Here is a 13,727-nt window from a genome sequence, read left to right on the forward strand (position 1 = left end):
TGATGTTCCGGAAGTCTTTTGGACGTTTTGGCGGGCGGTCGGCCCATGCGAATATGGTGCCGAGACCTTCATCATGAAACCGCCGAAGCGTCAAGTTTTCCGGCTCCGCGCGGGGCCAGGCGAGCCTATGCTTGGCAAGCCGCGCCGATTTCGCTAGGTCCGGGACGATATGCGGATGGAGAATGTGATCATGGAGCTGCAAGACCGTCTCGAGGACGTTCGCAACCGGATGCGCAAGGCTGCCGCCGAGGCCGGGCGCCGCCCTGAATCGGTTACGCTCGTCGCAGTGTCGAAGACCTTCGATGCGCAGGCGATTCGCCCGGCGATCGCGGCCGGCCAGCGTGTCTTCGGCGAGAACCGCGTGCAGGAAGCGCAGGGCAAATGGCCCGCGCTGCGTGCGGAGACGGCAGGTATCGAGCTTCACCTGATCGGCCCCTTGCAATCCAACAAGACGGCCGAGGCGGTGGCGCTCTTCGACGTCATCGAAACCGTGGACCGGGAGAAGATCGCCCGGGCGATCGCCGCAGAAATGGCCCGGCAGGGTCGCGCGCTGCGGCTCTATGTCCAGGTCAATACCGGGCTGGAGCCGCAGAAGGCGGGAGTCGCGCCGGACGATACGGTCGCCTTCGTTTCCTTCTGCCGAGAGGAACTCGGCCTCGTCATCGAGGGACTGATGTGCATTCCGCCGGCGGATGAGAATCCCGGCCCCCATTTCGCTCTGCTCGCCAAGCTTGCCGAACGGTGCAATCTCGACAAGCTCTCGATGGGCATGTCCGGCGATTACGATGTCGCCATCGGCTTCGGCGCCACCAGCGTGCGGGTCGGTTCGGCGATCTTCGGTTCGCGCTGAAACGCTTCCATTTGATGAAGCGCAAGGACCGGCCGCGCCGTCTCAGGCTTTCGTCTGGCTTTGCGGAAAGAGCGCCCTCTCCTATTCTCCATCTGGAGGAACCGGCTGCCTGGCAGCCGGGCATGGCGGGAGGAAGCGATGCACAGGACCTATGCCGAGATCTATCGCGCCTGGAAAAATGACCCCACGGGTCATTGGGCCGAGGTCGCGAGAGCGATCGAATGGTTCACGGAGCCGACGGAAATCTTCGATGAGGCACAGGGCGTCTACGGGCGCTGGTTTCCCGACGCGGCCGGCAATACCTGCCACAACTGCGTCGATCGGCACGTGGCGGCCGGGCGCGGCGATCAGGCGGCGCTGATCTACGACAGCCCCGTGACCGGCCGCAAGGCACGCTTCACCTATGGCGAGTTGCTGGCGAATGTGAATGCCATGGCGGCCGTGCTTGTCGATCACGGCGTCGAGAAGGGCGACCGTGTCATCCTCTACATGCCGATGATCCCGGAGGCGATTTTCGCCATGCTCGCCTGCGCGCGCATCGGTGCCATTCATTCCGTCGTCTTCGGCGGATTCGCGGCAAGCGAGCTGGCGGCACGCATCGACGATTCGAAGGCCAAGGTCGTCGTCTCGGCAAGCTGCGGCATCGAGCCCAGCCGGGTGGTTGCCTACAAGCCCCTGCTCGATGCCGCGATCGAGCTGGCCGGCCACAAGCCGGACCGGTGCCTCGTGCTGCAGCGGCCGGAGCTGGCGGCCGATCTCAGGGGCGGGCGCGATGTGGATCTGGGTCCTGCGCTTGAAGCGGCGCGTGCTGCGGGGCGAACGGTGCCCTGCGCTGCGCTCGCCGCGACCGACCCGCTCTATATCCTCTACACCTCCGGCACGACCGGCCAGCCGAAGGGCGTCATCCGCGACAATGGCGGGCACATGGTGGCGCTCGCCTGGACGATGCGCGCGCTCTATGGCGTTGCGCCCGGCGAGGTCTACTGGGCGGCGTCGGATATCGGCTGGGTCGTCGGCCACTCCTATATCGTCTATGCGCCGCTGCTGAACGGCAGCACGACGGTTCTCTACGAGGGCAAGCCGGTCGGCACGCCGGATGCCGGCGCCTTCTGGCGGGTCGTCGAGGAATACAAGGTCTCCGTGCTGTTCACGGCGCCGACGGCCTTTAGGGCGATCCGCAAGGAGGATCCGGAGGGTGCCCTCGTGAAACGCTACGATACGTCCAGCCTGCGGGCGTTGTTCCTCGCCGGCGAGCGGGCCGATCCGGATACGGTCCACTGGGCCGAGGACGTGCTCGGCGTGCCGGTGATCGATCACTGGTGGCAGACGGAAACGGGCTGGGCGATCGTCGGCAACCCGCTGGGCCTTGACCGGCTGCCCGTGAAGCACGGGTCGCCGAGCGTACCCATGCCGGGCTACGAGTTGCACGTGCTGGATGATGCCGGGCACGAGGTGCCACCCGGCACGCTCGGCAACATCGCCATCAAGCTGCCGCTGCCTCCGGGCTGCCTGCCGACGTTCTGGAATGCCGACGAGCGGTTCCGGACGGCCTGCCTTTCGGAGTTTCCCGGCTATTACAAGACTGCGGATGCCGGCTATGTCGATGAGGACGGCTACGTTTTCGTCATGGCGCGCACGGATGACATCATCAATGTCGCCGGCCACCGTCTTTCGACGGGGGCGATGGAGGAAGTCTGCGCCAGCCATCCGGACGTTGCCGAATGCGCGGTCATCGGCGTCGCCGATGCGGTGAAAGGTCAGGTGCCGGCCGGCTTCCTCGTCCTGAAGAGCGGTGTTTCACGTGAATCATCCCTCGTGGAGCAGGAAGTGATGAGGCTTGTGCGCGAGCGCATCGGCCCGGTCGCGGCCTTCAAGACGGCGATCTGCGTGAAGCGCCTGCCGAAGACCCGTTCCGGAAAGATCCTGCGCGGCACCATGCAGAAGATCGCCGACCGCGAGGAATGGAAGATGCCGGCGACGATCGACGATCCTTCCATTCTCGATGAGATCGCATCGGCGCTGTTAGGCCGCCGGATCGGCTGACCGTTTCGCGCGCAAGAAAAAGCCCGGTGCGAGGACCGGGCCTTTTCTGAAATGGATGCCGCTTAGAAGCGGTCGTCTTCGTCGTCGTCCGGCGTGGACGATTTCAGCGACTTGAGCTTGGCGAAGACGGCGTCGGCGTCGATTTCCTTCTCCTCCTCGCGGTCGGTGCTGTAGGGCAGCTTTTCCGTCTCCTGCGCGGATTCGAGCGTTGCGCCGAGTTCTGCCGCCGTGGGCAGCGGGCGGCCCTTCGAGGCGCGTTCGACTTCGAGGTCGAGATCGATCTGCGAGCAGAGGCCCAGCGTCACCGGGTCCATCGGCGTCAGGTTGGCCGAGTTCCAGTGCGTGCGTTCGCGGATCTGCTCGATCGTCGATTTGGTCGTGCCGACGAGACGCGAGATCTGCGCATCCTTCAGTTCCGGATGGTTGCGCACGAGCCAGAGAATGGCGTTCGGCCGGTCCTGGCGCTTGGAGACCGGCGTGTAGCGCGGGCCCTTGCGCTTGGATTCCGGCACGCGGACCTTCGGCTCGGAAAGCTTCAGCTTGTGGTTCGGATTGGCTTCCGCGCGGGCGATTTCCTCGCGGGAAAGCTGGCCGGTCGCGATCGGGTCGAGGCCCTTGATGCCCTGGGCCGATTCACCGTCGGCGATGGCCTTCACTTCGAGCGGGTGCAGTTTGCAGAATGTGGCGATCTGGTCGAACGACAGCGCCGTATTGTCGACCAGCCAGACCGCGGTCGCCTTCGGCATAAGCAGCTGTTGAGCCATGGATATAGTCCTTCTGTCCGTCCGCGCCGGTGTCGCGGGCCGTGGAGTGTAACCACTATGTTCCGGGAATTGCGCCCTCTATAACCTCACTGTCGCAGAAATGCAATTCTTCAAGCGCAAATGACCTTTTGTCTAATTGCCCGAAGACTTTGACCTGTTATGTATGCTCAAGGAATTGCGAGGACCGGAGGAGATCGGCTCTCGCATGCGCAGTCTAGGGAGGAAGCCATGTCCGCAAAGACCTACCCGGTCCTGAAATCCGCAAGAAGCCGTGCGCTGATCGATAACGAAACCTATCAGAAATGGTATCGCGAGAGCGTGGAGAACCCGGACCGCTTCTGGGACAAGCACGGCATGCGGATCGACTGGTTCAAGCCCTATACGAAGGTCAAGAACACGTCGTTTTCCGGCAAGGTCTCGATCAAGTGGTTCGAGGACGGCATCACCAACGTCTCCTACAATTGCATCGACCGTCACCTGAAGGCGCACGGCGATCAGGTCGCCATCATCTGGGAAGGCGACAATCCGTACATCGACAAGAAGATCACCTATAACGAGCTCTACGAGCACGTCTGCCGCATGGCGAACGTCATGAAGAAGCACGGCGTCAAGAAGGGCGACCGTGTCACCATCTACATGCCGATGATCCCGGAAGCGGCCTATGCCATGCTCGCCTGCGCGCGCATCGGCGCCGTGCATTCCGTGGTCTTCGGCGGCTTCTCGCCGGATGCGCTGGCAGGCCGCATCGTCGACTGCGAATCGACCTTCGTGATCACCTGCGACGAGGGCGTGCGCGGCGGCAAGCCGATCCCGCTCAAGGAAAACACCGACATCGCCATCGACATCGCCGCCAAGCAGTTCGTCATCGTCAACAAGGTGCTGGTCGTGCGCCGCACCGGCGGCAAGACGGGCTGGGCGCCGGGCCGCGACATCTGGTACCATCAGGAGGTCCTGACCGTGCCGCGCGATTGTCCGCCGGCAAAGATGAAGGCCGAAGACCCGCTCTTCATCCTTTATACCTCCGGCTCGACGGGCAAGCCGAAAGGCGTGCTGCACACGACGGGCGGTTATCTCGTCTATGCCTCGATGACGCACAAATATGTCTTCGACTACCAGGACGGGGACATCTACTGGTGCACGGCCGATGTCGGCTGGGTGACGGGCCACTCCTATATCGTCTACGGGCCGCTCGCGAACCGCGCGACGACGCTGATGTTCGAGGGCGTGCCGAACTTCCCCGATGCCGGCCGCTTCTGGGAGGTGGTCGACAAGCACAAGGTCAACATCTTCTACACCGCGCCCACGGCCATCCGCGCGCTGATGGGCGCCGGCGACGACTTCGTGAAGCGCTCCGAGCGCACCTCGCTCCGCCTGCTCGGCTCGGTCGGCGAGCCCATCAACCCGGAAGCCTGGGAATGGTACTATCACGTGGTCGGCGAGGATCGCTGCCCGATCGTCGATACCTGGTGGCAGACGGAGACGGGCGGCATCCTGATCTCGCCGCTGCCCGGTGCCACCGACCTCAAGCCGGGCTCCGCGACGCGGCCTTTCTTCGGCATCAAGCCGCAGCTCGTCGACAACGAGGGCAAGGTGCTCGAAGGTCCCGCCGACGGCAATCTCTGCATCGTCGACAGCTGGCCCGGCCAGATGCGCACGGTCTACGGCGACCACAAGCGCTTCGTGGAAACCTACTTCTCGACCTACAAGGGCAAGTATTTTACCGGCGACGGCTGCCGGCGCGACGAGGACGGCTACTACTGGATCACCGGCCGCGTCGACGACGTGCTAAACATTTCCGGCCACCGGCTCGGCACGGCGGAAATCGAATCGGCTCTCGTCTCGCACCACCTGGTCTCGGAAGCGGCTGTCGTCGGCTATCCGCACAGCCTCAAGGGCCAGGGCATCTATTGCTACGTCTCGCTGATGGCGGGCGAGGAAGGCACGGATGCGCTCCGCCAGGACCTCGTCAAGCATGTGCGCAAGGAGATCGGCCCCATCGCGACGCCGGACAAGATCCAGTTCGCGCCCGGCCTGCCCAAGACCCGCTCGGGCAAGATCATGCGCCGCATCCTGCGCAAGATCGCCGAGGACGACTTCGGCTCGCTCGGCGATACGTCCACCCTCGCCGATCCGGCCGTCGTGGACGACCTGATCGCCAATCGGCAGAACAAGGCGGCCGGCTGACCGGTTTCCCGAGCAAAAGCGAAACGGCGGCCGATGGCCGCCGTTTTCGTTCTAGGGGGTTATTTGAGGTAATCCATCCCCTCCTTCGTCATCCTCGGGCTTGACCCGAGGATCCACATGCACGACGTGCCAGCGGATGGATGGTCGGGTCAAGCCCGACCATGACGAAAGAGAAGGAACGGGGCCGTGGCGAAAACGCATGTGTTGTGGAGCCGGATTCCCGCTCTCAGAAATCGATCGCGCGGCCCTTGATCTCCCAGTCGCCGAAGCGGGCCGGATCCTCGCCGCCGCGTCCGCCGATCTCCGGCGCCCGCTCGACGGGCTGGGCGGCCTTGCGCCGTTCCTCCGCTTCGCGAAGGGCGCGCAGGGCAGCGGGTGGAAGCACCTTCCGGCCATCGGAATGATTGTCGTTGTCGCTTTGCATGAAATTCGGCATCCTTCCCTGATATTGAAGAATTCCTCTTGGCTTACCATCATATAGAGGCGTGAGCACGCTGTGGAAAGCGTTGATTCACGTGAAACATGCCCTTGACAGCAACGGGCAGAAACCGGGCAACGAGACCAGACAGGAGCCGGAAACGCATGAACATCGTTCGCACAGCCATGCTGCTCGCCGTCATGACGGCGCTTTTCATGGGCGTGGGCCTGCTTATCGGCGGCAGGAGCGGCATGATGATCGCTCTTCTTGTCGCGATCGCCATGAACTTCTTCTCCTACTGGAACTCCGACCGCATGGTGCTGTCCATGTACGGCGCCAAGGAGGTCGATGAACGTTCGGCGCCGGAATATTACGGCATCGTGCGGGACCTGGCCAAGCGCGCCAGCCTTCCCATGCCGCGTGTCTACGTCATCAACAGCGACCAGCCGAATGCCTTTGCGACCGGCCGCAATCCGCAGAATGCCGCCGTCGCCGCCTCGACCGGCCTGCTGCACACGCTGACCTACGAGGAGGTCGCAGGCGTGATGGCGCACGAGCTTGCCCATATCCAGAACCGCGACACGCTGACCATGACGCTGACGGCGACGATCGCCGGCGCGATCTCGATGCTTGCCAATTTCGCCATGTTCTTCGGCGGCAATCGCGAGAACAACAATCCGCTCGGCTTCATCGGCGTGCTGATCGCGATGATCGTCGCCCCCTTCGCCGCAATGCTGGTGCAGATGGCGATCAGCCGTACGCGCGAATATTCCGCGGACAGGCGCGGCGCCGAGATTTGCGGCAATCCGCTCTGGCTGTCCTCGGCGCTGAAGAAAATCGCCGTTGCGGCCGGCCGTATCCCCAACGAGGCCGCCGAGCACAATCCGGCGACGGCGCATATGTTCATCATCAATCCGCTGTCGGGCGAGCGCATGGACAACCTGTTCTCCACCCATCCGAACACGGAGAACCGCATCGCCGCGCTCGAGGAAATGGCGCGCGGCATGCATGCACGCTCGACGGAACCGGTCCGGGCTGATAGTCCGGTGCGCAAATCGCGCTCCGTTCCGACGACGGGCTGGGGACGCGGTGGTTCCGAACCACCCAAGGGTCCCTGGTCTTGAGCGACGGCAAAAGAAAAGCACATCCGGAACGACATCGCGGCAGCATGGGGCAGAAGGCCCCGGAGGTTGCCGCAGGCCATTCGGAGAAGCCGGGCCTGCGCGCCCGGCAGGCGGCCGCGAAGATCCTTGCCGCGGTGCTCGACCGCAAGACGCCGCTCGACGGCATGCTCGATCCCGAAAACGGCAACCCCGCCTACCGGCAGCTCAACGACGCGGACCGCGCCCTTGTCCGCGCCATCCTCAATACCGCGCTGCGTCATCTGCCCCGCATCGATGCGATCCTCGATACGCTGGTCGGCACGCCCTTGCCGGAGGGAGCGCGGGCGCTGCATCACGTCCTGACGGTTGCCGCCGCGCAGATCCTCTATCTCGATGTGCCGGACCACTCCGCCGTCGATCTTGCCGTTGAGCAGGCGCAGCTCGACCCGCGCAACCGCCGCTTCGCCAGCCTCACCAATGCCGTCCTTCGGCGCCTCTCGCGCGAGAAGGCCTCCCATCTCACGGCCACCCATTCGGTTTCCGTCATTCCGGCCTGGTTCCATGCGCGGCTTGCCGCCGTCTATGGCAAGGCGCATGCGGCGCGCATCGCCGAATCGCTGCTGGAACCGTCCGCCATCGACCTTACCGTCAAATCCGATCCGGAAGGCTGGGCCGAACGGCTCGGCGGCCTCGTCCTGCCGACCGGTTCCGTCCGCCTGCCGTCCGCCTCCGGTGCCATTCCGGCGCTGGAAGGATTCGATGCGGGCGAATGGTGGGTGCAGGATGCGGCGGCCAGCATCCCCGCGAAACTGTTCGGCGACCTCGCCGGAAAGCGTGTCGCCGATCTGTGTGCCGCGCCGGGCGGCAAGACCGCGCAGCTGGTGCTCGCTGGCGCGGCGGTCACGGCGCTCGACCAATCCGGCAACCGTCTGAAACGGCTCATCGCCAATCTTGATCGTCTCGGCCTTGCGGCGACGGCGGTGGAGGCGAACATGGCGGACTACAAACCCGCCGAGCTGTTCGATGCCGTGCTGCTCGATGCGCCCTGCTCCTCGACCGGCACGATCAGGCGCCATCCCGACGTGCTTTGGACCAAGGGGCCCGAGGACATCGAAAAGCTCGCGCGCCTGCAGGAACGCCTGCTTCGCCACGCGCTGACGCTGGTAAGGCCCGGCGGCGAGCTGGTCTTTTCCAACTGCTCGCTCGATCCGAGCGAAGGCGAGGAGATGGTTTCCCGCGTGCTCGCCGACAACCCCGGCTGGCGGATCGTGCCGGTCGATCCGGCGGACTGGCCGGGCCTTGAGGCGGCCATTTCGCCGCGCGGCGAGTTCCGGACCACGCCGGCCATGCTGGAGGCGACGGCCACGCATGCCGGCGGCCTTGATGGTTTTTATGCCATACGGCTGATAAATGGCGGCTGAATCCATCCTAAATGTTGCAGCCGTCATCAACAGCCCAGCCGCAGCCCGTCAATTGACGCCGCTTGTCTCCTCGGCCTACCTATAGGCCAGGAGGCGTTCGTTAATCATGCAGCTTTCCGACAGGCAGCGGCTTCTCTATCTGTACATGCGTGAGGGTTGGCGCCGGTTCTCGCGAAGGCTTGCCTTGGGCCGGATCAGTGCCATGCGCTTTTCCGGCGGCACGCCGGACCGGCTGATCGTCGCCCCGACGGACCTGCACCCGGCCGATTCCTTCGCCGGCGAAGAAATCATGGCTGGCCGCTTTCCGCTGGCAGGCCGCATTCTCGAATGCGAGGACGAATCGCCTTTCGCACTGGAGCTTCCCTCGGAAGAATTCGCCGTCCGGCTGCATTCCTTCGGATGGCTGCGCCATATGCGGCTTGTCGATCCGGAAAAGGCGGCGCACACGGCCCGTTTCATCGTCGACGACTGGCTGCAGAGCCATGGGCGCGTCATCGGCGGGCTTGCCTGGCGGCCGGACGTCACCGCCCAGCGCATCATCGCCTGGCTCTCCCATTCGCCGGTCGTGCTGAGGGATGCCGACTATCCCTTCTACCGGCGTTTCCTGAAGAGCCTCGCCTTCCAGGTGCGCTATCTCCGCCATGTGGCCGATACGACGCGGGACGGCGAGCCGCGGCTGCGCGTGCGCATCGCGCTGGCCATGGCCTCCATCGCCATGCCGTCCTCCGTATCCAAGATGCGCAAGGCCGCGCGCCATCTCGACGAGGAGCTCGACCGCCAGATCATGCCCGACGGGGGCCATTGCTCGCGCAACCCGCGGGCGGCGCTCGACCTCCTGCTCGACCTCTTACCGCTGCGCCAGACCTATGTGAATCTCGGCCACGACATGCCGACGCAGCTCATTCCCTGCATCGACCGCATCTATCCGGCGCTGCGCTTCTTCCGGCACCAGGGCGGCGAGCTGGCACTCTTCAACGGCGCCACCTACACGCTGGCGAATGAATTGATGTCGGTACTGCGCTACGATGAAACCGGCGGCGCGCCCTTCAAGGCCCTTCCCTCGATCAACTACGACCGTCTCGCGGTGAAGGAGACGGTCGTGTTGATGGACACGGGGCTGCCGAAATCCGTCGACCTGTCTTCCACCGCGGCCGCGGGCACGCTCTCCATCGAGATGTCGTCGGGCAAGAACCGCTTCATCGTCAACTCCGGCCGTCCGCGTTTTGCCGGTGAAAGCCTGCGGCAGATGTCGCGCACGACGGCCGCCCATTCCGTCGCGACGCTGAACGACACCTCGTCGTCGCGCGTTTCGACCTCCCGCTTTCTCGGGCCGATCATCATCGGCGGCGTCAGCAAGGTGAATGTGTCGCGCACCGAGCGCGATTCCGGCGCCGATGGCGTGACGGCGACCCATGACGGCTACCTGAAGCGCTTCGGCCTGATCTACGAGCGCGACATCCTCGTTGCCGCCTCGGGCAGCGAAGTCCGCGGCCGCGAGCGCTTCTTCAAGCCGAACGATCCGGACGGGCCGGTTGAGAAGGGTACGGCGGTGGTGCGCTTCCATATCCATCCGGCCATCCAGCTTTACCGCGCCTCCGCCAATGAGACGCGGCTGGTGGCGCCCGATGGCGAAGCCTGGGCGCTGACCTGCCTCGACGTGCCCGTCGAGGAAGAGGAAGACGTCTTCTTCGCCGATCCGTCCGGCGTGCGGGCCTCGCGCCAGCTCACCCTCACCATGCCGCTTGCCGAGCTGCCGGAAATCCAGTGGTCGCTGGCAAGGCAACGCTGAGAATTCGCCGCGTTTCGCGGTTTTCTCGGGCGGGCGCCTGTGATAACGGGGCGCATGACCCATCCGGCCCTTCCTTCCGGGCCGTCAGAACGGAGCGTGCCATGGCCGTCATTTCCAAGAAAATCCCTGCCCCCGATCGCGTCGACGTGCGCACCGCGCTGCTGTCGGTATCCGACAAGGCCGGCATCGTCGATCTCGCGCGGGCGCTGGCCGAAAAGGGCGTGCGGCTGCTGTCGACGGGCGGAACCCACAAGGCGCTGCGTGATGCCGGCCTTGAGGTGACGGACGTTTCCGAGGTCACGGGCTTTCCGGAGATCATGGACGGCCGCGTGAAGACGCTGCACCCGTCGGTCCATGGCGGTCTCCTGGCGATCCGCGACGATGCGGAGCATGTCGAGGCGATGAAGGCGCACGGCATCGGCGCGATCGACCTCACGGTCATCAATCTCTATCCGTTCGAGGAAGTGCGCGCCAAGGGCGGCGATTATCCGACCACCGTCGAAAACATCGACATCGGCGGCCCGGCGATGATCCGCGCCTCGGCCAAGAACCATGCGTATGTGACGATCGTCACGGACCCTGCCGACTACCCTGCCCTGCTGGAGGAAATGGCCGGCGGCTCGACCTCCTACGCCTTCCGCCAGCGCATGGCGGCCAAGGCCTATGCCCGCACGGCGGCCTATGACGCGGCGATCTCCAACTGGTTCGCCGAAGCGCTGGACATCGCGATGCCGCATCACCGCGTGCTTGGCGGCGTCCTCAAGGAAGAGATGCGCTACGGCGAGAACCCGCACCAGAAGGCGGGTTTCTACGTCACCGGCGAGAACCGTCCGGGCGTGGCGACCGCGACGCTGCTGCAGGGCAAGCAGCTTTCCTACAACAATATCAACGACACCGATGCGGCTTTCGAGCTTGTCGCGGAGTTTCTGCCGGAAAACGGTCCTGCCTGCGCGATCATCAAGCATGCCAACCCGTGCGGCGTCGCTACCGGCAGGACGCTGAAGGACGCCTACCGGCGGGCGCTTGCCTGCGACCCGGTCTCCGCTTTCGGCGGAATCATCGCGCTCAATTCGACGCTCGACGGCGGGACGGCGGAAGAGATCGTCAAGCTCTTCACCGAGGCCATCATCGCGCCGGACGCGGATGAGAGGGCCCGCGCGGTCATCGCCGGCAAGCCGAACCTGCGCCTCCTCGTGACGGGCGCCCTGCCCGATCCGCGCGCGCCTGGCCTTTCGGCAAAAACGGTGTCCGGCGGCCTCCTGGTGCAGAGCCGCGACAATGGCATGGTCGAGGACCTGGAACTCAAGGTCGTCACCAGGCGCGCGCCGACCGCGCAGGAACTGGAAGACATGAAGTTTGCCTTCAAGGTCGCCAAGCACGTCAAGTCGAATGCCGTGGTCTATGCCAAGGACGGCCAGACGGCCGGCATCGGCGCCGGCCAGATGAGCCGCGTCGATTCCGCCCGCATCGCCGGCCTGAAGGCCGAGGAGGCCGCCAGGGCCATGGGCCTTGCCGAACCGTTGACGCGCGGCTCGGCCGTCGCCTCCGAGGCCTTCCTGCCCTTCGCGGACGGCCTGCTTTCGGCGATCGCCGCCGGCGCCACCGCCGTCATCCAACCGGGCGGCTCGATGCGGGATGCGGAGGTCATCGCGGCGGCCGACGAAGCCGGTGTCGCCATGGTCTTCACCGGCATGCGGCATTTCAGGCACTGAGCCGGATTCGAAGCGCCCCGCAAGCGGGCGCTTTACGTTTCAACCTCGATCCTGGCGGCCGGGTAGGGTGTGCGCAGGAGAAGCAGCAAACCGGCAACGAGGAAGGCGATCAGCGCCATCATGCCGATGCGGGCGGAGCCCGTCGCCGTCGTCACGAGTGCGACGGAGAGCGGCGCGAGGAAGGATGTGGCGCGGCCGGAAAGGGCGTAGAGGCCGAAATAGCGGCCTGCCTCGTCAGGATGGATGCTTTGGGCGAGGTAGGAACGGGCCGAGGCCTGGACGGGGCCGAATGCAAGACCGATCAGCAGGCCGTAGACGATATAGGCCTTTTCCGCCGCGGTGCCGAACAGCCCGCCGGAATCGGCGGTCGGTAGGGGAACGAGGCCGAACAGGGTGAAGCCGGGACCGGTGGAGACGATGCCGATCGTCGCGATCGCAAGGCAGACGAGGCTCGCCACGACGACGGTCTTCGAGCCGAGGCGCTTGTCCAGCCGGCTGGCATAAAGGCAGCCGCCGATCGCCACGACATTGAGGACGATGCCGTAGATGCCGAGCTCGAAAGTCTGCCAGGCGAACATGCCGGCGGCGAAGGTGCCGCCGAGCGCCAGCAGGCCGTTGACCCCATCCTGATAGACCATGCGCGCGATGAGAAAGCGCAGGATGCCGGGCTTCCTGCGAAGGTCGCGCAGTGCGGCGGAAAGATCGGCAAAGCCGGCGCGCACCGCGGCGGCAATCGGCAGGCCGCGGCTCTGGTCCGGCGTGAAGAAGAACATCGGCAGGATGAAGACGAGATACCACAGCGCCGAGATCGGCCCGGTGATGCGCGCGTCCTCGCCTGCCGCGGGATCCAGTCCGAAGAGGGGCGCGATGCCGATGGCGGTCCTGCCGGTCTGCGGATTGGCGGATAGCAGGGCGACGACGGCGATCAGCACGATCATGCCGCCGAGATAACCGAGGCCCCAGGCGATGTTGGAGACGCGGCCGGCATCCGCCGGGTTGACGAGCCTGGGCATCATCGAATCGTTGAAGACGATGGAGAATTCGGCCGCGACGGTCGCAAGCACGACCATTGCCATGGCGAAGGGAAGGCTGCTGCCGGGTTCGGCGCACCAGAGGGCGGCGAGCGACAGGATCTTCACCACGGCAAAGGCGGCGATCCAGGGCTTTCGCGCGCCGGAGGCATCGGCGATGGAGCCCATGACGGGGGCCAGCAGAGCGATCACGATGCCGGCAATGGTCAGCGTATAGCTCCAGGCCGCCTGGCCGGCGGCGTGGTCCTCGGTGAGGCGCGAGACCAGGTAGGGGCCGAAGATGAAGGTGGTGATGACCGTGAAAAAGGGTTGGGCCGCCCAGTCGAACAGCATCCAGCCCGTTATGCCGAGACGGCCCGTGCGCGGATCCCGCCTTTCCGTCACAACCGTCATCGCCCCTCCTCGTTGCGGG

At 65.2% G+C, this 13,727-nt stretch carries 10 protein-coding genes; 7 read left to right on the forward strand and 3 right to left on the reverse strand.

The genetic code is table 11. From position 1 onward, the window contains the following. The first annotated feature begins 190 nt into the window (after positions 1–190). Both ACIIOY_RS19035 and ACIIOY_RS19040 read left to right on the forward strand, forming a co-directional pair. On the forward strand, positions 191–850 hold the full coding sequence (locus tag ACIIOY_RS19035) for a YggS family pyridoxal phosphate-dependent enzyme (protein WP_411036248.1): 660 nt from the start codon (positions 191–193) through the stop codon (positions 848–850). Between the two features lie 138 nt (positions 851–988). After that, positions 989–2,893, forward strand: coding sequence for a propionyl-CoA synthetase (locus ACIIOY_RS19040; protein ID WP_411036249.1), 1,905 nt, complete (start codon positions 989–991; stop codon positions 2,891–2,893). Positions 2,894–2,955: 62 nt separating this feature from the next. Here the strand turns inward: ACIIOY_RS19040 and ACIIOY_RS19045 are convergent, their stop codons facing one another. Further along, entirely contained in the window at positions 2,956–3,657 is a 702-nt protein-coding gene (locus tag ACIIOY_RS19045) for a DUF1013 domain-containing protein (RefSeq protein ID WP_411036250.1), read from the reverse strand. Between the two features lie 228 nt (positions 3,658–3,885). Between ACIIOY_RS19045 and acs the strand changes: the two genes are divergently transcribed. Beyond that, positions 3,886–5,841, forward strand: coding sequence for an acetate--CoA ligase (acs, locus tag ACIIOY_RS19050; protein WP_411036251.1), 1,956 nt, complete (start codon positions 3,886–3,888; stop codon positions 5,839–5,841). A 226-nt stretch (positions 5,842–6,067) separates the two neighbouring features. Here the strand turns inward: acs and ACIIOY_RS19055 are convergent, their stop codons facing one another. Continuing rightward, on the reverse strand, positions 6,068–6,265 hold the full coding sequence (locus ACIIOY_RS19055) for a DUF1674 domain-containing protein (protein WP_411036252.1): 198 nt from the start codon (positions 6,263–6,265) through the stop codon (positions 6,068–6,070). Between the two features lie 158 nt (positions 6,266–6,423). Here ACIIOY_RS19055 and htpX point away from each other — a divergent pair, with 158 nt between their 5' ends. From htpX to purH, 4 genes are all read left to right on the forward strand, one after another. Beyond that, positions 6,424–7,383 (forward strand): zinc metalloprotease HtpX, encoded by a 960-nt coding sequence (gene htpX, locus ACIIOY_RS19060; RefSeq protein WP_411036253.1) that lies wholly within the window; start codon positions 6,424–6,426, stop codon positions 7,381–7,383. Between the two features lie 44 nt (positions 7,384–7,427). After that, positions 7,428–8,783, forward strand: coding sequence for an RsmB/NOP family class I SAM-dependent RNA methyltransferase (locus ACIIOY_RS19065; RefSeq protein WP_411036254.1), 1,356 nt, complete (start codon positions 7,428–7,430; stop codon positions 8,781–8,783). A 106-nt stretch (positions 8,784–8,889) separates the two neighbouring features. Then, positions 8,890–10,572, forward strand: coding sequence for a heparinase II/III family protein (locus ACIIOY_RS19070; protein WP_411036255.1), 1,683 nt, complete (start codon positions 8,890–8,892; stop codon positions 10,570–10,572). A 101-nt stretch (positions 10,573–10,673) separates the two neighbouring features. After that, the gene (gene purH / locus ACIIOY_RS19075; protein ID WP_411036256.1) at positions 10,674–12,284 is read left to right on the forward strand and encodes a bifunctional phosphoribosylaminoimidazolecarboxamide formyltransferase/IMP cyclohydrolase; all 1,611 of its coding nucleotides are present in this window, start codon (positions 10,674–10,676) and stop codon (positions 12,282–12,284) included. Positions 12,285–12,316: 32 nt separating this feature from the next. Here the strand turns inward: purH and ACIIOY_RS19080 are convergent, their stop codons facing one another. After that, the gene (locus tag ACIIOY_RS19080; RefSeq protein WP_411036257.1) at positions 12,317–13,708 is read right to left on the reverse strand and encodes an MFS transporter; all 1,392 of its coding nucleotides are present in this window, start codon (positions 13,706–13,708) and stop codon (positions 12,317–12,319) included. Positions 13,709–13,727: the final 19 nt, after the last annotated feature.

The sequence above is a fragment of the Shinella agrisoli genome (assembly GCF_046557955.1).
Taxonomy (GTDB): domain Bacteria; phylum Pseudomonadota; class Alphaproteobacteria; order Rhizobiales; family Rhizobiaceae; genus Shinella.

Excerpts from the sequence above, each read along its gene's own strand:
- ACIIOY_RS19045 (WP_411036250.1), bottom strand. The coding sequence starts at position 3,657 with ATGGCTCAACAGCTGCTTATGCCGAAGGCGACCGCGGTCTGGCTGGTC.
- ACIIOY_RS19065 (WP_411036254.1), top strand. The coding sequence starts at position 7,428 with ATGGGGCAGAAGGCCCCGGAGGTTGCCGCAGGCCATTCGGAGAAGCCG.
- purH (WP_411036256.1), top strand. The coding sequence starts at position 10,674 with ATGGCCGTCATTTCCAAGAAAATCCCTGCCCCCGATCGCGTCGACGTG.
- ACIIOY_RS19070 (WP_411036255.1), top strand. The coding sequence starts at position 8,890 with ATGCAGCTTTCCGACAGGCAGCGGCTTCTCTATCTGTACATGCGTGAG.
- ACIIOY_RS19080 (WP_411036257.1), bottom strand. The coding sequence starts at position 13,708 with ATGACGGTTGTGACGGAAAGGCGGGATCCGCGCACGGGCCGTCTCGGC.
- acs (WP_411036251.1), top strand. The coding sequence starts at position 3,886 with ATGTCCGCAAAGACCTACCCGGTCCTGAAATCCGCAAGAAGCCGTGCG.
- ACIIOY_RS19055 (WP_411036252.1), bottom strand. The coding sequence starts at position 6,265 with ATGCAAAGCGACAACGACAATCATTCCGATGGCCGGAAGGTGCTTCCA.
- htpX (WP_411036253.1), top strand. The coding sequence starts at position 6,424 with ATGAACATCGTTCGCACAGCCATGCTGCTCGCCGTCATGACGGCGCTT.
- ACIIOY_RS19040 (WP_411036249.1), top strand. The coding sequence starts at position 989 with ATGCACAGGACCTATGCCGAGATCTATCGCGCCTGGAAAAATGACCCC.
- ACIIOY_RS19035 (WP_411036248.1), top strand. The coding sequence starts at position 191 with ATGGAGCTGCAAGACCGTCTCGAGGACGTTCGCAACCGGATGCGCAAG.